This is a genomic window from Collinsella sp. AF23-4AC (assembly GCF_003462685.1).
GTDB lineage: Bacteria > Actinomycetota > Coriobacteriia > Coriobacteriales > Coriobacteriaceae > Collinsella.
Window position 1 is genome coordinate 15162 of the sequence record NZ_QRVE01000015.1, and the last position, 21477, is coordinate 36638.

The 21477-nt window shown below is 60.3% G+C and carries 28 protein-coding genes; 2 read left to right on the top strand and 26 right to left on the bottom strand.

What is annotated here, in order from left to right; all coding sequences use genetic code 11:
- Positions 1–99: 99 nt before the first annotated feature.
- Positions 100–2319: a transglycosylase domain-containing protein gene (locus DWY05_RS07775; protein ID WP_117821240.1), complete on the top strand. Its 2220-nt coding sequence runs from the start codon at positions 100–102 to the stop codon at positions 2317–2319.
- A gap of 184 nt (positions 2320–2503) precedes the next feature.
- On the opposite strand, the gene DWY05_RS07780 is transcribed toward DWY05_RS07775, so the two are convergent.
- The 23 genes from DWY05_RS07780 to yqeB all read right to left on the bottom strand — a co-directional run bounded on the left by DWY05_RS07780 (position 2504) and on the right by yqeB (position 17076).
- On the bottom strand, positions 2504–2941 hold the full coding sequence (locus tag DWY05_RS07780) for an arginine repressor (protein WP_006235280.1): 438 nt from the start codon (positions 2939–2941) through the stop codon (positions 2504–2506).
- Between the two features lie 132 nt (positions 2942–3073).
- Positions 3074–4072: a glycosyltransferase gene (locus tag DWY05_RS07785; RefSeq protein ID WP_147335211.1), complete on the bottom strand. Its 999-nt coding sequence runs from the start codon at positions 4070–4072 to the stop codon at positions 3074–3076.
- A gap of 203 nt (positions 4073–4275) precedes the next feature.
- Positions 4276–5100, bottom strand: coding sequence for a tRNA pseudouridine(38-40) synthase TruA (truA, locus tag DWY05_RS07790; RefSeq protein WP_117821238.1), 825 nt, complete (start codon positions 5098–5100; stop codon positions 4276–4278).
- A 92-nt stretch (positions 5101–5192) separates the two neighbouring features.
- Complete coding sequence (gene rplQ / locus DWY05_RS07795; RefSeq protein ID WP_055252240.1) at positions 5193–5660, bottom strand: 50S ribosomal protein L17; 468 nt, start codon at positions 5658–5660, stop codon at positions 5193–5195.
- Between the two features lie 30 nt (positions 5661–5690).
- A complete protein-coding gene (locus DWY05_RS07800; RefSeq protein WP_117821237.1) occupies positions 5691–6632 on the bottom strand; it encodes a DNA-directed RNA polymerase subunit alpha in 942 nt (313 codons plus the stop codon).
- Positions 6633–6664: 32 nt separating this feature from the next.
- Positions 6665–7261: a 30S ribosomal protein S4 gene (gene rpsD, locus DWY05_RS07805; RefSeq protein WP_006235275.1), complete on the bottom strand. Its 597-nt coding sequence runs from the start codon at positions 7259–7261 to the stop codon at positions 6665–6667.
- A gap of 19 nt (positions 7262–7280) precedes the next feature.
- Entirely contained in the window at positions 7281–7685 is a 405-nt protein-coding gene (gene rpsK, locus DWY05_RS07810; RefSeq protein ID WP_006235274.1) for a 30S ribosomal protein S11, read from the bottom strand.
- Positions 7686–7699: 14 nt separating this feature from the next.
- Positions 7700–8074 (bottom strand): 30S ribosomal protein S13, encoded by a 375-nt coding sequence (gene rpsM / locus DWY05_RS07815; RefSeq protein ID WP_022094275.1) that lies wholly within the window; start codon positions 8072–8074, stop codon positions 7700–7702.
- Positions 8075–8088: 14 nt separating this feature from the next.
- The gene (gene rpmJ, locus DWY05_RS07820) at positions 8089–8202 is read right to left on the bottom strand and encodes a 50S ribosomal protein L36 (RefSeq protein WP_006363204.1); all 114 of its coding nucleotides are present in this window, start codon (positions 8200–8202) and stop codon (positions 8089–8091) included.
- Between the two features lie 150 nt (positions 8203–8352).
- Positions 8353–8571: a translation initiation factor IF-1 gene (gene infA, locus DWY05_RS07825; protein WP_035137443.1), complete on the bottom strand. Its 219-nt coding sequence runs from the start codon at positions 8569–8571 to the stop codon at positions 8353–8355.
- A gap of 104 nt (positions 8572–8675) precedes the next feature.
- A complete protein-coding gene (map, locus tag DWY05_RS07830) occupies positions 8676–9464 on the bottom strand; it encodes a type I methionyl aminopeptidase (protein ID WP_006235270.1) in 789 nt (262 codons plus the stop codon).
- Positions 9461–10087: an adenylate kinase gene (locus DWY05_RS07835; protein ID WP_117821236.1), complete on the bottom strand. Its 627-nt coding sequence runs from the start codon at positions 10085–10087 to the stop codon at positions 9461–9463. The genes map and DWY05_RS07835 overlap by 4 nt, the downstream gene beginning before the upstream one ends.
- Before the next feature lie 18 nt (positions 10088–10105).
- On the bottom strand, positions 10106–11392 hold the full coding sequence (gene secY, locus DWY05_RS07840) for a preprotein translocase subunit SecY (RefSeq protein ID WP_035137447.1): 1287 nt from the start codon (positions 11390–11392) through the stop codon (positions 10106–10108).
- A complete protein-coding gene (rplO, locus tag DWY05_RS07845; RefSeq protein ID WP_006235267.1) occupies positions 11386–11835 on the bottom strand; it encodes a 50S ribosomal protein L15 in 450 nt (149 codons plus the stop codon). The genes secY and rplO overlap by 7 nt, the downstream gene beginning before the upstream one ends.
- Positions 11836–11838: 3 nt before the next feature.
- A complete protein-coding gene (gene rpmD / locus DWY05_RS07850; protein WP_006235266.1) occupies positions 11839–12021 on the bottom strand; it encodes a 50S ribosomal protein L30 in 183 nt (60 codons plus the stop codon).
- A 2-nt stretch (positions 12022–12023) separates the two neighbouring features.
- Positions 12024–12548: a 30S ribosomal protein S5 gene (rpsE, locus tag DWY05_RS07855; RefSeq protein ID WP_006235265.1), complete on the bottom strand. Its 525-nt coding sequence runs from the start codon at positions 12546–12548 to the stop codon at positions 12024–12026.
- Positions 12549–12562: 14 nt separating this feature from the next.
- Positions 12563–12931, bottom strand: a complete 369-nt coding sequence (gene rplR / locus DWY05_RS07860; protein ID WP_006235264.1) for a 50S ribosomal protein L18 — start codon at positions 12929–12931, stop codon at positions 12563–12565.
- 75 nt (positions 12932–13006) lie between these two features.
- Positions 13007–13543, bottom strand: coding sequence for a 50S ribosomal protein L6 (rplF, locus tag DWY05_RS07865; protein WP_006235263.1), 537 nt, complete (start codon positions 13541–13543; stop codon positions 13007–13009).
- A gap of 33 nt (positions 13544–13576) precedes the next feature.
- Entirely contained in the window at positions 13577–13975 is a 399-nt protein-coding gene (gene rpsH, locus DWY05_RS07870; protein WP_006235262.1) for a 30S ribosomal protein S8, read from the bottom strand.
- A 119-nt stretch (positions 13976–14094) separates the two neighbouring features.
- Entirely contained in the window at positions 14095–14280 is a 186-nt protein-coding gene (locus DWY05_RS07875; protein WP_022094280.1) for a type Z 30S ribosomal protein S14, read from the bottom strand.
- A gap of 79 nt (positions 14281–14359) precedes the next feature.
- A complete protein-coding gene (gene rplE / locus DWY05_RS07880) occupies positions 14360–14917 on the bottom strand; it encodes a 50S ribosomal protein L5 (protein WP_006235260.1) in 558 nt (185 codons plus the stop codon).
- 311 nt (positions 14918–15228) lie between these two features.
- Positions 15229–16272, bottom strand: coding sequence for an XdhC family protein (locus DWY05_RS07885; protein ID WP_117821235.1), 1044 nt, complete (start codon positions 16270–16272; stop codon positions 15229–15231).
- A gap of 9 nt (positions 16273–16281) precedes the next feature.
- The gene (gene yqeB, locus DWY05_RS07890; protein ID WP_117821234.1) at positions 16282–17076 is read right to left on the bottom strand and encodes a selenium-dependent molybdenum cofactor biosynthesis protein YqeB; all 795 of its coding nucleotides are present in this window, start codon (positions 17074–17076) and stop codon (positions 16282–16284) included.
- A gap of 102 nt (positions 17077–17178) precedes the next feature.
- On the opposite strand from yqeB, the gene yqeC reads away from it, so the two are divergent.
- Positions 17179–17913, top strand: a complete 735-nt coding sequence (gene yqeC, locus DWY05_RS07895) for a selenium cofactor biosynthesis protein YqeC (protein WP_117821233.1) — start codon at positions 17179–17181, stop codon at positions 17911–17913.
- 103 nt (positions 17914–18016) lie between these two features.
- Here yqeC and hydA read toward each other — a convergent pair whose 3' ends face one another.
- The 3 genes from hydA to ygeW form a co-directional block, all read right to left on the bottom strand.
- Positions 18017–19384: a dihydropyrimidinase gene (gene hydA, locus DWY05_RS07900; protein ID WP_117821232.1), complete on the bottom strand. Its 1368-nt coding sequence runs from the start codon at positions 19382–19384 to the stop codon at positions 18017–18019.
- Between the two features lie 8 nt (positions 19385–19392).
- Positions 19393–20007: a nucleotidyltransferase family protein gene (locus DWY05_RS07905; protein WP_158558718.1), complete on the bottom strand. Its 615-nt coding sequence runs from the start codon at positions 20005–20007 to the stop codon at positions 19393–19395.
- 150 nt (positions 20008–20157) lie between these two features.
- Positions 20158–21360 carry a knotted carbamoyltransferase YgeW gene (ygeW, locus tag DWY05_RS07910; protein ID WP_117821230.1) on the bottom strand — a complete coding sequence of 401 codons (1203 nt, stop codon included), beginning with the start codon at positions 21358–21360 and terminating at the stop codon, positions 20158–20160.
- Between the last annotated feature and the right edge of the window lie 117 nt (positions 21361–21477).

Here is a 21477-nt window from a genome sequence, read left to right on the forward strand (position 1 = left end):
GCCTCGCGCTCCCCGTTTGGTTTATCGTGTAATAACTTATGTCCATCCTGCCCCGACGGCACATCCACCGTCCGGCACGACATACCTGGAGGTCAATATATGGGTCCTCGCCAACGACAGGGACGCAGCCGTTCAAAGACGCATGTTCTGCCCATAATCCTGCTCTCGTTTTTGGGCTTTTTGCTTATCGCGGGCGTGGCATTTGGCATCGGCATGGTCGGCAACGTCAACCGCTGGCTGTCCGATCTGCCCGACTACACCGACGCCAACGCGTATCTGGTGAGCGAGCCCACCGAGATCGTCGACTGCAACGGCAACAAAATCGCGAGCTTCTACACGCAAAACCGCAAGTCCATCACCAAGGACGAGGTCTCCCCCTACGTGCTGCAAGGCACCGTTGACGTCGAGGACGAGCGCTTCTACGAGCACGGCGGTATCGACCTGTGGGGTATCGCGCGTGCTGCGGTGGCAACCCTCGGCGGCGGGCACGAAGGCGCCTCGACTATCACCCAGCAGCTGGTGCGCAACACCATCCTGCAGGAGGAGCAGTTCGACTCGACCATCGAGCGTAAGGTGCGCGAGGCCTACATCGCCATCAAGATGGAGGACATGTACTCCAAAGACGAGATCCTCATGATGTACCTCAACACCATCTATTACGGCCACGGCGCCTACGGCATCGAGGCCGCAGCCGAGACCTATCTGTCCAAGAGCGCCGCCGACCTCACCCTGAGCGAGGCCGCGCTGCTCATCGGCCTTCCCAACTCGCCCTCGCAGTACGACCCCACGGTCAACCCCGACCTGGCGCTGTCCCGTCGCAACAAGGTCCTCGACAACATGTTGCGCCTGGGCCACATCACGCAGGAGGAACACGATGCCGCACAGGCCGAGCCCATCACCCTCAACGTGACCGAGATTTCGGGCAGCGGCGTCGACGTATACTCGCAGCCCTACTTTGTCGCCTATGTTAAGCAGCTGCTGGAGCAGGAGTTCTCGACCGACGTGCTCTTTAAGGGCGGTCTGACCGTCAAGTCCACCATCGACCCCACGATGCAGCAGGTGGCAGAGAATGCCGTCCGCGAGCAGCTCGACACGCTCTCGCTCGACGGCCTGGACATGGGCATGGTCGTCGTCGACCCCAAGACCGGCTACATCAAGTGCATGGTGGGTGGCTACGACTACAACGCCGACGAGAACCACGTAAACCATGCCACGGCCAAGCGTCCCGTCGGCTCCACCTTTAAGGCCTTTACGCTGGCAACTGCCATCCAAAACGGCATGAACCCCAACGTCACCCTCAACTGCAACTCGCCGCTCAAGGCCAAGGGCACCACGACCGAGGTCCAAAACTACGCCAACCATAGCTATGGCAACATCTCGCTCAAGCAGGCGACGGCATACTCCTCCAACACCGGCTACATCCAGGTGGCGGAAGCCGTCGGCAACAGCAAGATCATCTCGCTCGTCAAAAAGCTCGGCATCGATCCCGCCAAGGACAACATCGAGGACGTTCCCGTCATGACGCTCGGCACCGGCTCGATCTCGCCGCTCGAGATGGCCGCCGCCTACGCGACGTTTGCCAACGGTGGCTACTATCGCCAGCCGATCGCCATCACCGAGATTGACTCTCGCACCGGCTCGGTGCTGTACCAGCACACCGACAATCCCTCACAGGTGCTTACCGAGGGCGAGGCCGCCGCGGTCACCGATGTTCTGTCCGGCGTCATGCAGGGCGGCGGTACGGGTGCTGCCGGCGCCCTGAGCGTCAACCAGCCCTATGCCGGCAAGACGGGCACCACCGACAACACCACCAACCTGTGGTTCTGCGGCTATACCCCGCAGCTGGCGTGCGCCCTGTGGACCGGCTATTCCGCGGGCGAGATCCCCATCCAAAAATACGGCACAGACCTGCTGGGCGACAGCACCAACCTGCCTGTCTTTAAGCGGTTTATGAACACCGTTCTGACCGGTACCGAGCGCGAGGAGTTTGCGACCGGAACGGCTCCCACCTACAAGAACAACAGCGTCTGGAAGTTCTACGGCACCAACAACACCAAGAAGACGGAGAACGACGACAAGGACGAGAACGAGGACGAAGAGGAAACCGCCACCACAACGACTACCACCACGACGACGACAACCGAGACCACGGGCGGCGACACCACCGGCAGCACCGGCACGACCGGTGGCTCGACGGGTGGCTCGACGGGTGGCTCGACGGGCGGTTCCACTGGTGGTTCGACCGGCGGCGATGGCGGCACGCCTACGCCTACGCCCACTCCCGACCCCTCGCCCACGCCTGACGATACGGTCGGCTAAGAAGTACGCGACTAAAGCCAACAAGGCCCCGAGCAGCTTATTGAACTGCTCGGAACCTTTTAGTTTGAAGCGACCTGGTGGGCGGTCTTTATACCGGCACACAAAAAGGGGTACCGACCAACGTCGATACCCCTTACAAGCCACGATGTCAGCGCGCACAGTGCCAAGCGCACGACCCGCACGCCTACTTGCGAGAATTGCTCAGCTTATTGATCAGCGCCTCGAGGCGCTCGCCGTCCTCGGCCGTCTGGGCAATAACCAAAATCGTATCGTTGCCGGCAAGCGAGCCAAGCACATCGGGCAACTCTGCCGCATCAACGGCGGCGGCGATACCGGAAGCCGTGCCAGGCTGAGCCTTGATCATAACCAGATTATCGGTACGCAGAACGCCCGTTACGAGCTCGGAAACCATACGCTGCAGGTGCAGGTCCTCTGCCAGAACATAGATGCCCTCAGGGAGCTTACGCAGCCCCATGTCGGCAATATCGCGAGAGACAGTCGCCTGCGTGCAATCAAAGCCCATAGCACGGAGCTCATCGACCAGCACGCGCTGTGTGCGGACGTCCTTATTGCGCACAATATCTCTAATGGCATCCTGGCGCCCATTGCGTTTTTTAGCCATACAAACCCTCACTCCAAAAGATGGCGGAGACAATCAATCAGTGATTGAATAGTTTAACGCTATTTGAAGGCTTTTGTGTATAAGAACGCATTTCGAAACAATTCTATGCAAGTTTGTTTCGTAATGAGCCGTTTAGGCGGTTTTTGCGCCCGTCCGGTTAAGAAAAGCTGCCAGATGCGTACACATCACGCAGCGCGCGGGCTTGGCGCTGGCGATCGGCCCAAACAACAGACCGAGCCCCCGATGGTTATCCTTGAGCGCGGCGACCATCTGACGGGTTCGAGGCGCCTCGAGCATATCACGCATGCGGGCGGAACGCTCGATTGACGACACCCCATGCGGGCTCAGACACAAATTCTCAATGCAGGCGACCAGTCCGGCAAAGTAGAACTTTTGGCTTGCCAGCTTGAGCCGACCACCGCTATCTGCTTCCGAGAGTGAGTCCGCAAGCTCGTCGAGCGCTCGGGTGTCATCGGCTACCCTAGCATACATGGTGGGATCAAAGGCATCTGTAAGCTTAGGCGCCACCGCGTGGAAACAAGCGTCGCCGCAGCCGGAGACGCGCTGCGCCTGCGAGAGCGCATATGCCATAAACTCAACCGTACGGTACGCCTTGCCGTGTGACAGGCATGCCTCAAACAGCAGACGGCTATACATCACGCCAGAGGTCTGAACGACTCGGCCGCCTAAAATCAGCTGGGGCAGCCCGGTCACCATCGAAGACTTGTCTTCAATGACAATAGAGGCAGCATCCAAGACGCGCGAATGGCGCTCTCGATGCGCATCATAGCGGTCGAGCGACACCGTAGGGAACACTATGTCTGCCGCAGTATCGCACGCGATATCGACCATCTTGGAAAGGGACTGCGGAGCAAACCACTCATCGGCGTTCATAGCGATGATTTGAGAGCCACGCGAGGCAGCAAGACCGGCACGAAGACAAGCGCCGCGCTTCGCGTCCTCGACGTCAATCAAATCAATATGGATGTCCCTGTCGGCAGCAACTTGAAGCGAATGGCGCACACCGGGCGCAGTATCGCGGCAGACAACGACAATCTGCAAATCGTAGAGGTCTTGGTTCTGGATACTCTCGAGCGCACGCATCGCATAGCTGGGCGAACCTCCTACCACAAGGATCACCGAAAGTCGCGGATGCGAGCCACGTCGAACCAAATTATCCGTCCTCTCGACAGCAATAAATCAAACCGTGGTTCATGGTACACCCCGGCAATAAAAGCAATGAGACACCGGTTGTATTGCACGCCAAGAACAGATGTTGCACACGCGCAGACCACAGACGACAGGTGTCGACGCACGACGCGTCGAACCCTCCCCTAGTCGAGCACGACAAGCTCGGCGGGATCGTAATCCACGCCCATAAACGTAAGGCCGCAGGCAGGAGCCGTGGGGCCCGCAGCGGTACGGTCGCAAGCATCGATGACCTCGCGCATCCACTCGGGTTCACGGCGATGCATGCCAATCTCGACAAGCGTGCCCACGATCGTGCGGACCATCGAATGCAGAAACGCATTGCCCTCGATGGTGAACGTCAGGATGTCCTCGCCAAACGCAACCTCATGGCCAAACTCGGCGCGCATTACGCAGCGGTGCGTAGGTTTGCCCACGGCAGAGGCAACCTTGCAAAAGCTTTTAAAGTCCTGCTCGCCCAAAAGCGCAGGGCAGGCGGCCGCCATCGCATCGACGTCGAGGGGATAGCGATGCCACCACACAGCACCGCGTGACAGCACGGGCCGCGCATCACGATCGGCAATGCGATAGGTGTAAGTGCGAGAGCGCGCGTCAAAGCGCGCAGAAAAGCCCTTACGAGCCTTGTAGACCTCGTTGATGGCGATATCTTTGGGCAGCAGGGCATCCATAGCCCGCAGCCACCTACGGCGCGTACAAGCGAGCTCAGCGTCCGTTACGGGCACGCTGATGTATTGGGCCACCGCATGCACGCCGGCATCGGTACGACCCGCGCACGTCAGATCGATCGGACGGCGAAGCAGCGTCTCGATGGCTCGACGTAGCTCACCCGCAACCGTCGTCTGTCCCGGCTGCTCGGCAAATCCGCTATACGACGAGCCATCATAGGCCACGCGAAATACGAGCGTGGCGTCAAGCTCGGAAATCGAATTGAAATCAGACGGCGCAGTCATGGGCGCTCCCAACAAACAAGCAACGGTATCGCGACAAAAAAAGAGGGGTACGCGAACGTACCCCTCGAATATAGCCTATGCAGACGGAATGTCTACTCAGCGGTCTCCTCGGCAGCAGTCTCCTCGACAGCCTCGACCTTCTTGGGAGCAGCGGCCTTCTTGGGGGCCGGAGCAGCCTTCTTGGCCTTAGGCGTGCAAGGCTCGGTGACGAGCTCCATGATAACGATGGGAGCGTTGTCGCCCTTGCGGTTGCCGAGCTTCATGATGCGGGTGTAACCGCCGTTGCGGTCCTGCCACATGCCCTGGGCAGCCTTGTCGAAGATCTCGGCAACGAGCTGCTTATCGCCGAGCTTGGCGATAGCCAGACGACGAGAGTGCAGGTCGCCCTTCTTGGCCCAGGTGATGATCGGGTCGACGACCGAACGCAGCGCCTTAGCGCGGGTCTCGGTGGTCTTGATGCGGTCGTTCTCGAAGAGGGCCTTAGCAAGGCTCTTCTTCATGGCCTTGGTGTGGCTCGCATCGGTGCCGAGCTTCAGGCCCTTCTTAACGTTGTGACGCATGGTCTAGTTTCTCCTCAAATATGCGAAGCATTAAGCCTTCAGGCTCAGGCCCATGGACTCAAGCTTGTCCTTCACTTCCTCGATCGACTTAACACCGAAGTTACGGATGTTGAGCAGATCGTTCTCCGAGAACTCAACGAGCTGACGGACCGAGTGAATGCTGGCGCGCTTAAGGCAGTTGTAGGAACGGACGGAAAGGTCCAGATCCTCGATCTGCTTGTCCAGCTCGGCGTTGTCGTTAGTGACCTCGGGAGCGAAGATCGAAGCCTCCTCCTCGACCTCGGGGGTCTCGGCAAGGTTCATAAAGGCGGCCATATGCTGGTTGATGATATTGGCAGCCTGGACCACGGCGTCGCGCGGGGCGATGGAGCCGTTGGTCTCGATCTCGAGGACAAGGCGGTCGTAGTCGGTGTGCTGACCGACACGGCAAGCCTCAACGAGCTTGGCGCAACGGGAAACCGGCGAGTACAGCGAGTCGACGTGGATCACACCGATGGGATCGTTGTCGCGCTTGTTGGCCTCGCCAGAAACATAGCCGCGGCCATAGCCGATGCGCATGCTCATGGTGAGATGGCCACCCTCGGTGAGCGTAGCAATGTGCTGCTCGGGGTTGACCAGCTCAAACTCGGACGGAACAAAGAAGTCCGCACCGGTGACCTCGCAGGGGCCGTCAACCGAAATGGTGGCGGTCGCCTCGTCGGTCGTGCCGAGAGCCCTGAAGACAAGACCCTTGACATTCAGGACGATGTCGGTGACATCCTCGACCATGTTAGGGATGGTCATGAACTCGTGCTGCGCACCATCGATCTGAATAGCCTCGACGGCGGCACCCTCGAGCGAGGACAGAAGAACGCGACGAAGGGAGTTACCCAGCGTATCGCCGTAGCCACGCTCGAGCGGCTCGACGGAGACACGAGCTGACGTCTCGTTGATCTCTTCGACCTGAACCTGAGGCCTAATGAATTCTGACATGTATTACCTCCAGCCTCAGCAGCCCGGATGGACTACTTAGAGTAGAGCTCGACGATGAGCTGCTCGTTGATATCACCGCTGATCTGCTCACGCGTCGGCAGAGCGAGCACGTTACCAGACAGCTTCTCGATATCGACCTCGAGCCAGCCAGGGACCTCAAAGCGCTCGGAGGAAATCAGGGCCTCCTTGATGGGGAGGAGGTCACGGAACTTCTCGCCGACAGCGACGACGTCGCCGGCCTTGACGCGGTAGGACGGGATGTCCACGCGCTTGCCGTTCACGGTGAAGTGACCGTGACGGACGGACTGACGAGCCTCTTTGCGGGTGCGGGCGAAGCCAAGACGGAAAACGACGTTGTCGAGGCGAGACTCAAGGATGATCATGAGGTTCTCACCGGTGACGCCGTTCATCTTACGGGCCTTATTGAAGTAGCCGTGGAACTGCTTCTCCAGAACGCCATAGATGAACTTGACCTTCTGCTTCTCGCGCAGCTGCATGCCGTACTCAGATTCCTTGCGACGGCGCTTGGGCTGACGGATAGATTCCTTCTTGCTGCTGTAACCGAGCTCAGCGGGATCGATCCCGAGCTGACGGCAGCGCTTAAGAACAGGAGTCCTGTCGATTGCCATATTGATACGATCCTTTCAGTTACACGCGGCGACGCTTCTTGGGGCGGCAGCCGTTGTGCGGAATGGGGGTCTTGTCCTGGATGCTCGAGACCTCGAGGCCAGCAGCCTGGAGGGAGCGGATGGCGGTCTCACGACCGGAGCCGGGGCCCTTGACGAAGACGGAAACCTTCTTCATACCGTGCTCCATGGCCTGCTTGGCAGCAGCCTCGGCAGCCATCTGGGCAGCGAACGGCGTGGACTTACGGGAGCCCTTGAAGCCCACCTGGCCAGCCGACTTCCAGGAAATGACGTTGCCCTGGGGATCGGTGATCGAAACGATCGTGTTGTTGAACGTAGAACGAATGTGAGCCTGGCCCACGGAAATGTTCTTACGGTCCGCGCGCTTCAGACGGGCAGCGCGAACGTTCTTCTTAGCAGTAGCCATCTATCTAGCGCTCCTTATTTCTTCTTCTTAGCACCGATCTGACGCTTCGGACCCTTGCGGGTACGAGCGTTAGTGTGGGTGCGCTGGCCGCGGACCGGGAGGCCCTTGCGGTGACGAAGGCCGCGGTTGCAGCCGATGTCCATAAGGCGCTTGACGTTCTGGTTGCGCTCACGGCGGAGGTCGCCCTCAACCATAATCTGATTCTTATCGATATAATCGCGGATGGCGTTAACCTCATCCTCGGTGAGGTCCTTAACGCGCGTGTCCACGTTAACGTTGCACTCGACGCAAATCTTCGTCGCAGTGGTGCGGCCGATGCCGTAAATGTAGGTCAGACCGATCTCAACGCGCTTCTCACGCGGGAGGTCGACACCATTAATACGGGCCAACGTAGTCTCCTCTCTTAACCCTGACGCTGCTTATGACGGGGGTTCTCGCAAATGACGAGGACCTTGCCATGGCGCCTAATGATTTTGCACTTATCGCACATCTTCTTGACCGAAGGACGTACCTTCATCGTTCTTCCTTTCGGTAGCGCTCAAACTACTTCCCTACTATCTACTCGCCCAGCCGCAGGCGTTTAAAACTATGGCTGGTCTTCACACACAATCCGACCGTAGGTTGAGCTAAGCCTGCAGTCGGAAATGGAGTGCGTGTATGCGTGCCGCTATTTGTAGCGATAGGTGATGCGGCCGCGGGTCAGGTCGTACGGGGAAAGCTCCACGACAACCCTGTCACCGGGGAGAATGCGGATGTAATTCATTCGGATCTTGCCAGAAATGTTGCACAGAACCGAATGACCGTTCTCGAGCTCGACCTTAAACATGGCATTGGGCAGCGGTTCCTTTACCGTACCCTCGAGCTCAATTGCGTCTTCCTTCTTCACAAGCAATCATCTTTCTCTAGAAAACGACAGCGATTGAGTATTCTACAACACGTATGCACGCATCGTAATAACTTCGTAATGGCTCCACAACTAAGTGGAACTTGTTACATTTCTCCGCCTTGGAGCGAACACCAAGCACCTTGGGCATCCGTGGTGAGAATCACCGGACCGTCATTGGTAATGGCGACGGTGTTCTCGTAGTGCGCGGCGGGCAGGTGGTCGTTGGTCGTAACGATCCAACCGTCGGAGCCCGTGCTCACATGGTTGGAACCCATCGTAACCATCGGCTCAATGGCAATGACCATGCCGGCCTGGAGGCGAACGCCCCTCCCCTTCTTTCCATAGTTAGGAACGTTGGGGTCCTCGTGCATCACGCGACCAATGCCATGGCCCACATAATCACGAAGCACGCCGTAACCGTGAGACTCGGCGAGGGACTGAACGGCATAACCGACGTCCCCGATATGGTTACCGGGAACAGCCTGCTCGATGGCAGCCTTAAGGCAATCGCGCGTGACCTCGCACAAAGCCTTGGCTTCGGGCGTGGGGGTGCCGACGAAAAACGTCCAAGCGTTATCGCCGACCCAACCGTCGACAACGGCTCCCGTATCGATGGAGATGATATCGCCATCGCGCAGGATCATGTCGGGGTTGGGAATACCGTGGACCACGGCATCGTTGATCGATGCGCAAATGGTCCCCGGGAATCCGCCGTAACCCTTAAAGGCCGGGGTGCCGCCATGCATGCGGATAATCTGCTCCGCGAGCTGATCGAGCTCAAAAGTCGAAACGCCGGGGCGCACCATGGCTCCAACGTGGCGGAGCGCCATCTTAGATAGCGCTCCTGCCTTCTTCATCTGCTCGATTTGCGTTGCAGACTTAATCTTGATCATAGACCGAGTACCTCTTTGACATCCCCGTACACGGTCTCGCGAGCCTGGTCACCGTTGACCGACTTGAGCAGACCCTGGCCACGATAGTAGTCAACGAGCGGGCTCGTGGACTTCTCGTAGACGTCGAGACGGTTCTTGATGGTCTCGGGCTTGTCGTCATCGCGCTGATACATCTCGCCTGCGCACTTGGGGCAGGTAGCATCGGCAGCGGTGCCGGTGTAACCGCAGGCGCGGCAGGTGCGACGCGAAGACAGACGATCGATAATGACCTCGGGGGCCACATCGACTAGAAGGGCGCAGTCGATCTCGCGACCCATGGCGGAGAGCTCGGAATCGAGCGTCACGGCCTGGGCGGTGTTGCGCGGGAAGCCGTCGAGGATGAAGCCCTGCTGGGCGTCATCGGCGGCAAGGCGCTCCTTGACAAGGTCGATCACGAGCTGGTCGGTAACGAGCTCGCCAGCGTCCATGTACTTCTTAGCCTGAATACCAAGCTCGGTGCCACCCTTGACGGCAGCACGCAGCAGGTCGCCCGTGGAAATGTGAGCGACGCCAAACTCGGCGACGAGCTCCTGTGCGACGGTGCCCTTGCCGGCACCCGGAGCTCCGAGCAATACGAGGTTCATGAGCAATCCTCCTCTAGCCTATTTAAAGAATCCATCGTAATCATACATCTTGATCTGGCCTTCGAGCTTATCGACCGTGTCGAGCACGACGCCGACCATGATGAGGATGGACGTGCCGCCAAATGCCTGGATCAGATGGTTACCCGTGAAGGAGAAGATGATCGAAGGCACGATGGCAATGAGCGCCAAAAAGACAGCGCTGGGAAGCGTAATCTTGTTGAGCGCGTTCTTGATGTAGGCCGCGGTAGCCCTACCCGGACGCACGCCCGGAATAAAGCCGCCCTGCTTCTTAAGGTTGTCGGCCGTGTCATCGGGGTTGAACACCATGGAGGTGTAGAAGTACGCGAAGAACACGATGAGGACAACGTTAAGCACCCAGTTGAGCCAACCGGTCGAAAGCGCAGAGGCAACTGCCTGAATCCAGCCGATGCCGGGGAAGAACACGGCAATCTGAGCCGGGAAGTACAGCAGCGCCGAAGCGAAGATGATCGGCACGACACCCGCAGTGTTGACCTTGATGGGCAGGTAGGTGGTCTGGCCACCCATCATGCGACGGCCCACGACGCGTTTGGCGTAGGAGACCGGGATGCGGCGCTGGCCGCGCTCAAGGAAAACGATCAGCGGGATAACCAGCAGGATGATGGCGCAGATGATCACCATGGTGATGATGCCACCGGCATTGCCCTCGGTGCTGGAGAAGATCGCCTGCGGCAGGCCGGCCATGATGTTCGCAAAGATGATCAGCGACATGCCATTACCGATACCGCGCTGGGTGATGAGCTCACCAATCCACATGATCAGCATAGCGCCCGCAGTGAGCGTGCCGACGATCATGAGGTCGAAGATGATCTCGGGAGCGCCGGCGCCATTAAAGCTGATGCCGAAGCTCTTAAAGAGGAAGAGGTAACCCACGGAGTTGAGGATTGCCAGAGCCAGGGTGAGGTAACGCGAATACTGCGTAATCTTGGTCTGACCGACCTCGCCCTCGCGGGCAAGCTCATGCAGGGAAGGCACAACGGCCTGGAGCATCTGGAGGATGATTGAGCTGGTGATGTAAGGCATGATGCCCAGCGAAAACACCGACACATAGCTCAACGCGCCGCCAGAGAAAAGATTCAGGAGGGCCATAGCACCTGCGGCGACCGAATTGTTATCGGTCGAGAAAAGGCCCAGCATCCCCTGGAAGGGAATGCCGGGCACAGGAACGTGCGCACCAATGCGGTACACGACGAGCATAGCTATGGTAAAAAGAATCTTTTCGCGCAATTCTTTGATGCGGAAAGCATTCTTAAGACCATTTAGCACGGCAGCTCGACCTTTCCGCCGGCGGCCTCGATCTTGGCCTGCGCAGAAGCGCTGACCTTGTCGACCTTGACCGTGAACTTCTTGGTGAGCTCACCATTGCCGAGCACCTTGACGGGCTCGAACTCGCTCTTGGTGATGCGAGCGGCCTTAAGAGCGGCACCGTCGATCACAGCGCCATCCTCGAACTTACGCTCGAGACGCTCAACGTTAACAGCGGTGTACTCGATACGACGGGGGTTGCGGAAGCCCGGAAGCTTGGGCAGGCGCATAGCCAGCGGAGTCTGGCCACCCTCGAAGCCGGCACCCTTGGTGCCGCCAGAGCGGGAACCCTGGCCCTTCTGACCGCGGCCAGAAGTGGTGCCGTGACCCGAAGAATTGCCACGGCCGACGCGCTTGCGGTTCTTGGTGGAACCGGGCGCGGGAGTAAGATCGTGAAGCTGCATTTGCTACTCCTCTACAATCTCGACAAGGTGCTTGACCTTGAAGATCATGCCGCGGACGGACTCGTTGTCAGCAATCTCGCGAACCTCGCGGATCCTGTGGAGACCGAGGGCACGGACAGTACGGACCTGGTCCTGCTTGCAACCATTGGTGCTGCGGACCTGCTTGATCTTGATGGTGTCAGCCATGCTTAGTTCTCCTTACCGACGAACATCTCGGAGACCGTCAGGCCACGGCGAGCCGCGACGTCCTCAGGGCTGGAGAGCTCCTTGAGGCCCTCGACGGCAGCCTTGATGATGTTGAGGCCGTTGTCGGTACCGAGGGACTTGGACAGGACGTTCTTGATGCCAGCAAGCTCAAAGAGGGGACGCACAGCGCCGCCGGCGATAACGCCGGTACCCTCGACAGCGGGCTTAATGATGATGCGGCCGGCACCAAAGTGGCCGAGAACCTCGTGCGGGATGGTGCCCTGCTCGGTCACCGGCACGTGGAACATGTTCTTCTTGGCATCGAGAGATGCCTTGGAGATGGCCATGGGCACCTCAGCGGACTTGCCCATGCCAACGCCGACGTTGCCCTTGCCGTCGCCAACGACGACGAGAGCGACGAGGCTCATGCGACGACCACCCTTGACGGTCTTCGACACGCGGTTGATGTAAACGACGCGCTCCTCGAACTCGGAGGCCTCGCGCTGCTGCTTCTGATTACGAGCCATGTGCTACATACCTCCTAGAACTCGAGACCGGCGGCACGAGCACCGTCGGCGAGGGCCTTGACGCGGCCATGGTAGATACGGCCACCGCGATCGAAGGCGACCTTGGTGATGCCGGCCTCGATGGCGCGCTTGCCAACGAGCTGACCGACCTTCTCCGCAGCCTCCTTGTTCGAGGTGTGGGTGCCCTTGAACTCGGCCTCGAGGGTCGAGGCAGAGACGAGCGTCAGGCTGGAGCCCTTGCTGTCGTCGATGATCTGGGCATAGATGTTGGCGTTAGTACGGGTCACGCGAAGACGCGGACGCTCGGAGGTACCCGAGACCTTGCCGCGAACACGACGCTGACGACGCTTGAGGCCTTCCAGCTTCGCCTTATGCTTGTTCATACGTAAACTCCTAAAAAGGTTGATCTTGCCAGCACCTGACGGGGTGCTGGTCTTATGCGAGTGAGTCGGTTACGACTACTTGGCGGCCTTACCCAGCTTGCGGCGGATGTGCTCGCCAACGTAGTGGATACCCTTGCCCTTGTAAGGCTCGGGAGGACGATGGCCGCGGATCTCAGCGGCGATCTGACCGACCTGCTGCTTGTTGATACCCTTGACGTTCACGTGGGTGTTGTCGGGAACCTCGAAGGTGATGCCCTCGGGAGCCTCGACGATCACGGGGTGCGAGAAGCCCAGGGAGAACTCGAGGTTCTTGCCCTTCTGCTGCACGCGGTAACCGACGCCGGCGAGCTCGAGCTTCTTCTCGAAGCCCTCGGAAACGCCAACAACCATGTTGTGGATGAGGGCGCGGGTGAGGCCGTGGCGGGCACGGGTCTCACGCTCGTCGTCGGGACGGGAAACGGTGAGGACGTTGTCCTCGACGTTGATAGCGAGCTTCTCAAAGACATCGAGCTCGAGCTGGCCCTTGGGGCCCTTGACGACAACGTTGTTGCCGTTGACTGCCACTTCGACTCCGGCGGGAATCTGGACAGGCTTATTACCGATACGAGACACGGTGATCTCCTTTCCTTCTACCTACCGAGCGAATTACCAGACGTAAGCGATGATCTCGCCGCCGACGTTGTGCTTGCGAGCATCGCGGTCGGTCATAACGCCATGGCTGGTGGAAATAATGGCGGTACCAAGGCCACCGCGGACGCGGGGCATGTCGGCAACGCCGGTGTACTTACGCAGGCCCGGCTTGGAAATGCGGCGGATGCCGTTGATGACCTTAGCCTTCTTGGGACCATACTTAAGCGTGATGTGCAGAGTCTTCTGGGGAACGGTGTCCTCGACATCGTAGCCCTCGATGTAGCCCTCCTCGTGCAGAACACGAGCGATCTCGACGAGTTTCTTGCTGCTCGGCATGGAGACCGTGGCCTTGTTCACAGAGTTAGCGTTACGGATGCGCGTAAGCATATCTGCGATCGGGTCTGTAAGGTTCATACAGATTCTCCTTCGTTCTTGATGAACACGTGCTCTTGGTTCTTCGCCGCCCTTAACGGCAAAGCCTTTTTAGCGCGTTTTCCCTGTTCCAAACTGATGCTTGAAACGCTGGTAGTGACTTACCAGCTGGCCTTCTTAACGCCGGGAAGCTCGCCCTTGAGTGCAAGCTCGCGGAAGCAGACACGGCACAGGCCGAACTTGCGGTACACAGAGTGCGGACGGCCGCAGCGCTGGCAGCGCGTGTACTCACGAGTAGAGAACTTCTGCTTGCGATTGCACTTGACGATCATCGATGTCTTAGCCACTTATATCCTCCTCACATAGAGTATTGTTCGCCCCAAGCGCCGCCCCCTTGTGGGAACGGCGCTTATAGGGCAGGTGAACCTATTTCTTGAACGGGAAACCGAAGGCGTCCAGAAGGGCCTTGGCCTCCTCATCGGTGTTGGCGGTGGTCACGAAAGTGATGTCCATACCACGCTGGTGATCGACGGAGTCGAAGTCGATCTCGGGGAAGATGAGCTGCTCGGTGACGCCCATGGAGAAGTTACCACGGCCGTCGAAGCTCTTGGCGGAGATGCCGCGGAAGTCGCGGATACGGGGGATCGCGACGGAGGTCAGACGATCGAAGAACTCCCACATACGGTCGCCACGCAGGGTAACCTTGCAGCCGATCGGCATACCGGCGCGCAGGCGGAAGGTAGCGATGGACTTGCGGGCACGGGTGATCATCGGCTGCTGGCCGGTGATGGCGCGCAGGTCGCGCACGGCACCGTCGATGGCCTTGGAATCGGTAGCGGCCTCGCCGACACCCATGTTCACGACGATCTTCTCAAACTTGGGGATCATCATGACGTTCTCGTACTGGAACTTGTCCTGAAGCTGCTGCTTGACCTCGTTGTTGTACTTGGTCTTCAGACGCGGCACATACTTCTCTTCTGCCATTGTTCACTCCTTCTTGGGGTTTTAAGCACGGGGCGTGGCCACGATGGGTTGTCCTCGTGCCTCCTGGCTGCATCCGCGCCGCTCATGGCATTTCGCGGTTTGGACTCGACGCAGCAGGAGCCGACAAAACAATCGGTACTATACGCGCATCGGGAGCGTATTTCCAGAAAAACCTCGTCTGCCTGCACAACTCCACAACTCCCCCGCACAAATGGGTCCCAACAAGCAATTGCGGTGAAATAGGGACTGTTGGGCGGCCTAACAGGCTTAAACAATCCGTATTTCACCGCAACTTATTGGTGGGGATGCGATTAGCGCTTGCGGGGGACGAGCTTGGTGCGGCGCAGGTGAATCATCTCGGCGGCGATGGAGATAGCGATCTCCTCGGGATCCTCGGCCTCGATGGCAACGCCGATCGGCAAGTGCAGCCCGTCGATCTGGTCCTGCGTGAAGCCCTCCTGCTCCAAGCGAGCCCGCACAAAGGCCGTCTTGCGACGCGAGCCCAAGCAGCCCAGATAGGCGGGTTTGGCACGCATGGCCTGAATCACCACGTCGATATCGGACTTGTGACCCGCCGTGGCGACGACCACCAGGTCGCGCGGGCCGATGGGGCACTGCTTGCTCAGGCTCATGTAGTCGACCAGACGACGGTCGTAGACACCGGGCACCCAATCGGGGGTCAGCGTGCCGGGGCGGTCGTCGCACGCCACGACGGCAAAGCCCGCCGCGGTGAGCACGCGCGCCGTCGCGGCGCCCACGTGTCCGCAGCCAAAGATGTAGGTCAGGCCCTCGGGACAGAGCGTCTCGATGTGTGCCGCGGGAATCTCGGAGGCCGCGTTGGTGTAGGTGACCTTACTCCCCTCCTCCACCAGCGAAAGCCCGGGGCAGCCCGCAATGGTGCGGCGCGATTCCTCGCCATGGTACTCGGCCGTATCGCCCTCGAGCGCGCTCGCGATAAACGGTTCAAAGTCGATGACGAAGTCGCCGATGCGCCGATAGGCCAAGACGTCGGCAACCGACTGGAGCAACGGTACCTTGGTCGCGTCCAGGTGCAGATAGCACAGGCAGATGGCTCCGCCGCAGATCATGCCGGTATCGGAGTTCTCGCCGCCCATGGTGTAGCGGACCAGACGCGACTGTCCCGCGCTCAGGAGTTCGCGCGCCTCATCCAGCGCAAAGAGCTCAATCTTGCCGCCGCCGATAGTGCCCGCCTGGCCACCGTCGGCAAAGACGGCCATCCAGGCGCCCACGCCGCGCGGCGACGACCCCGCCGTGCCGGCCACGACCACGAGCTCGCACGTCTTACCAGCCTTCAGAGCGCCAAGCGCAGCATTCACCACATCGAGCTTTTCCATTGCAATTTCCTATCCCTGGAATACACCGGTGAGCATGGCGAGCGCCTCGAGCACGCCGCCGCCGACCGACGTCGCCTTGTCCGAAATGTAGTTGATATAGCTGGCATCGCCGCGCGGGTCGACGTCGGCGCATTTAAAGCCCTCAATCACCTGCACACCGTTCGCCAAAAGCCCGCGCAGACAGCCATCGATCTGCGTGTACATGGGCGTATCGCCCGCGTAGCCAATCACGTCTCCGGCGCTCACGATGTCGCCGATCGCGCGGTCGGACCAAAACACGCCGGCGGCGGGGCTGTGGATAACGCGCTCTCTGCCATAGCCAGCGATCATGCCCGGCACGCCCGTGTTGGGTTGGGGCGAACCCTGGGTAATGACACGGCCCAGGAAATGCCCGCGCATGGTTTCGACCACGGCGTCGCAGTCAACCGGCGCGGTAAAGCCCGGCCCCACGGCGATGACGGCAGGCGCCATGTCGCGCGTGGTACCCAGGTTGCGCTTAGCCAGAATCGCGTCGACCACAGCCGCGGGTTTCAGCTCGCCGAGCATCTTGGCCTGGGGGTCCACCACAACGGCGACGTCTCCAGCCTCGGTAATTGCAAGCGCCTCTGCCGGCGTCTGTGCCAAGCGAGCGCGAATGCCCTCGACCTCGACCTCGCCCAAGCGAATAGCCTCGCAAAAACTGATTGTGCGGCGGATGCACGTGGGAACCGCGATATCGGCCATAACGACCGACACGCCGGCGCGCACCAAGCGAGCGGCGACGCCCGTGGCGATATCGCCGGCGCCGCGAATATAAACGAGCATTCCCGGGACACCTCCCTGTGCTACGGTTTGAGCAGAGCAAATGCGGTTCGACCGCTACTCTGATGATTATTTATTATCACAGTATTATACGGCGGTGAACAGATGGAAACGGTTAGCGGCAATCTTGCCTCGGCGCTCAGGATCAAGCCGGGCATTACCGCGATTATCGGCAGCGGTGGCAAGTCGACGTTGCTGAAGACGCTGGGTCTCGAGCTCATGCGCGCTGGCGGCCGCGCGCTCCTCTGCACCACCACGCATATGTTCCCCGTCGCCGGCGTGCCGTGGGACGGGTCGAGCCGTCGCCTGGACGCCGCGCCTTGGAAGCCGGGCGCCTCGCATGCCCCCGGTTGCACCTGCGAGGCATGCGCGGGCATGAGCCGCGGAAGTATCTGCCAGGCGGGTGTTTTGGACCCGGAGACGGGCAAGCTCTCCTCCCCTGCCGAGCCGCTCGACCAGCTGGCGCAGCGCTTTGACTACGTCCTGGCCGAGGCGGACGGCAGCAAGCGGCTCCCGCTCAAGGCCCACGCCCCGTGGGAGCCGGTCGTTCCCGCCGGCACGGCCAACGTCATCTGGCTCGTCGGCGCCTCGGGGCTCGGCAAGCCCATCAACGAAGCCGTCCACCGCCCCGAGCTCTTTTGCGAGCGTTGCGGCTGCGAGCTCACCGACATCGCCACGCCCGAGCGCGTCGCCCAGGTGCTCAATTCCGAGATGCAGGCGCTGGGACTCAGCACCGCACGCGTCATGCTCAACCAAGTCGACACGCTCAGCGACCCCACGATGGCTGACCGCTTCGGGGCAGCCCTCGGCCGCCCCGTCGTCACCAGCAGCCTCCGATAGCCGGCCCCAGCCTCCGCAGTTGCGGTGAAATACGGACTGCTTACGGCCGCCAGGCGGCCAAACAGTCCGTATTTCACCGCAACTGCGGAGGGCGCCCTTTCTGCTAGCGGGGGACGTAGCGGCCGGGCTGAGCTCCGGTGGGCTCGCCATCGCGCGCCACCAGCACGCCGTTCACAAACACAGCCTTGGCGCGACCATGCGCCTCAAAGCCCTCGAGCGGCGTGTAGTCCACGGCCTGATGCTGCGTCGCCGCGCTAATGGTCCAGCGCGCCTTTGGATCCCACACGCACACGTCGGCATCGGCACCCTCGGCAAGACAGCCCTTGCGCGGATACATGCCAAAGACGCGCGCCGGGTTCTCGCTCATCAAGCGGCACAGATCCTCGGGTCCCAGCTGTCCCTCAAAGCTCGTGGCAATCGCGACGGGACGATGCTCCACGCCGGGCCCGCCGTTGGGAATCGCGCGGAAATCATCGCGTCCGCGGTCCTTTTGCCCGTGCAGGTTAAAGCTGCAATGATCGGTCGCAATAGTATCGATCTCGCCGGCCACAAGCGCCTCGCGCAGCGCGGCACGGTCGCTGGCATGGCGCAGTGGCGGGCTCATCACATACTTGGCACCCGCAAAGCCGTTCTCGCCCTGCTCCAAGTAGCAAGTATCGTCGAGCATCAGATACTGAGGGCAGGTCTCGACATAGATGTTCTTCTGCCCGCGCGCTTTGGCAGCGCGAATGGCCTCGAGCCCCAGCTTGGTCGAAAGGTGCACCACATTGACTGGAGCGTCCCCGGCTAAGTGCGCCAGATACAGCAGACGGCTCACGGCCTCGGCCTCGCACACATCCGGACGGCTGAGCGCATGTCCCTCGGGCCCATGAATCCCCTGCTCGTACACGCGCTTCTGCAGCTCGTTCACGAGCGTGCCGTTCTCGCAATGCACGCACAGGATACCGCCCACGCGCTTGAGCTCCTCCAGCACCTCGAGCGTCTCGGCATCGTCCAAGCGCAGGTGGTCATAGGCAAAGTAGGTCTTGAACGACGATACGCCCGCCTCGCGCATGGCCGAAAGATCGGCGCGGTTGCGCTCATTCCACTCGGCGAGTGCCATATGAAAAGCGTAGTTTGCCGTGCAGGTGCCGTCGGCGCGATGATGCCACTCGGCAAGGGCATCGGGCATGGTCACGCCGCGATCGGCCGTCGCATAGTCCACGATGGTCGTGGTGCCGCCGCAGGCAGCCGCACGCGTACCGGTCTCAAAGCTATCGGCCGTCCAATCCATACCAGTCCAGCACTGCATGTGCGTATGGGCATCGATAAAGCCGGGGAACACCCAACAGTCCGTGGCGTCCTGGACGGTATCGCCCTCGCCCGGCCCGATTGCCGCGGCAATCCGCACAATCTTGTTGCCCTCCATGGCAAGATCGGCGCGGCGAAGCCCCTGGGGCGTCACAAGCGCGCCGTTTTTGATGATGATCATGTTGCTCCTTATTGATTAATACAGTTGGCCACGCGATCAAAATACGAGCAGGCCGCGATATGCTCCGTTATGCGTCGCTGCCCCTCGGCGGTATCGACATCCCACAGCTCATAGGCGCGCGCTTCAACCAGCGCAACGTCGACGCGGCCTTTGAGAATCGAACCGCCGCCGTCCTTGCCCTCAAGACACATAAGTGCATCGAACAGTTCCGCCGGAAAGAGCACCGGGCTCGAAGGCTCACCGTTGCACGCAAGACGCACCGGATGCTTGCGGCCACGCTCGTCAAATGCACGAACCATAGCCTCAAAAGAATCCGAACTCACGAGCGGCTGGTCGCCCGGCAAAAAGAGGCAACCTTTCCAGTTGCGTTCGACTCCCCACGAAAGGCCCGCACGGACGCTTTCGCTGCGCAGCTCGCCATCGTGCAGCACGCACGGGCAATGCTTGTCCTCGCAAATCTTAGCGACCTCGGGCCAACGCGTCGAAACCACAACGTCAAAGCCCCGGGGAACCGAATCAATGGTCCGGGCAATCAGCGGCTCGCCATAGATATCAGCGAGCATCTTGTTAGAGCCAAATCGCTTGCCCTCGCCCGAAGCCATAATGACGCAACCAAGTTTCATGGCGATACCTCCCCTGAAACCATCGTACCCATAACTCGCGTCGCGGGGCATCTACATCGAAAGCGCTTATCCCGCACGCCCACGATGCAAAAAGGGGCACCCCGCCGGTTGGCAGAGCGCCCCCTTTACATGGCTTACCTCAACCCAGCTTTAGGCCTGGAACCAACGGGCGGTGTTGCGCTCGTCGAGGGCCTTGAGGGTAGCGGCGGGATCGGCAACCTTCTGCAGGAACATCATGGCTGCGATGGCGTACGGCTTGTAGCTGGCCTCCTTGTACATGCCCACGCGGTGCATGTCGAAGACGTCGGCGTTGACCTCGCCGTGCTCGCAGGAGACACCGGAGATGTCGGCGGGCAGCGGATGCATAAAGATGGTGTCCTGGCCGTTGGCAGTCTTCTCCATGAGCTCGGTCGTGGAGCACCAGTCCTGATGCGTAGCGTTCTGGGCGAGCAGCTCCTTCTCGAGCGCGGCGATGCCGGCATCGTCGCCCTCGGCGTACAGGTTGGTGCGCTTCTCCATGGCGGCAAACGGAGCCCAGCTCTTGGGGATCACGATGTCGGCGCTCTCGAAGGCCTCGGCCATGGTGTTGACCTGCTTAAAGGTGGTGCCGGACTCGGCGGCATAGCCCTTGGCGCGCTCGACGACCTCGGGCATGAGGTCGTAGCCCTCGGGGTGAGCCAGGGTGACGTCCATGCCAAAGCGGGGCAGCAGGCTGATCAGCGACTGCGGGCAGGACAGCGGCTTGCCGTAAGAGGGCGAATAGGCCCAGGTGACAGCAACCTTCTTGCCCTTGAGGTTCTCAAGACCACCAAACTCGTTGATGAGGTAGAGCATGTCGGCAGAGGACTGCGTGGGGTGGTCGGAATCGGACTGCAGGGAGATGAGCGTGGGACGGTGATCAAGAACGCCGTCCTCGTAGGCCTGCTGCACGGACTCGGAGACCTCGGCCATGTAGGCGTCGCCCTTGCCGATGTACATGTCGTCGCGGATGCCGATGACGTCGGCCATGAAGGAGATCATGGTAGCGGTCTCGCGGACGGTCTCGCCGTGAGCGATCTGGGACTTCTTCTCGTCCAGGTCCTGCAGCTCAAGGCCGAGCAGGTTGGCGGCCTTAGAGAAGGAGAAACGCGTACGGGTAGAGTTGTCGCGGAACAGGGAGACGGCCAAGCCCGAGTCGAAAATCTTGGACGAAACGTTGTTCTCGCGCAGCTCGCGCAGGGCGTCGGCGACGATGTAGAGCGCCTTGAGCTCATCGGTGGTCTTGTCCCAGGTGTGCAGGAAGTCGCTGCCGTACATACCCTTAAAATCGAGGCCGTTCAGCTGCTCGACGAGCTCGGTAAACTTGGCGTCCATGGAAATGTCCTTTCAAAAGATGAAACGATCGCAATGAGTAGACGTGCTCCGGCATGCGCGTGTGGCTAGAACATGCAGAGCACTATGACGAGGACCCGCCACCGTTGAGGAAGCATG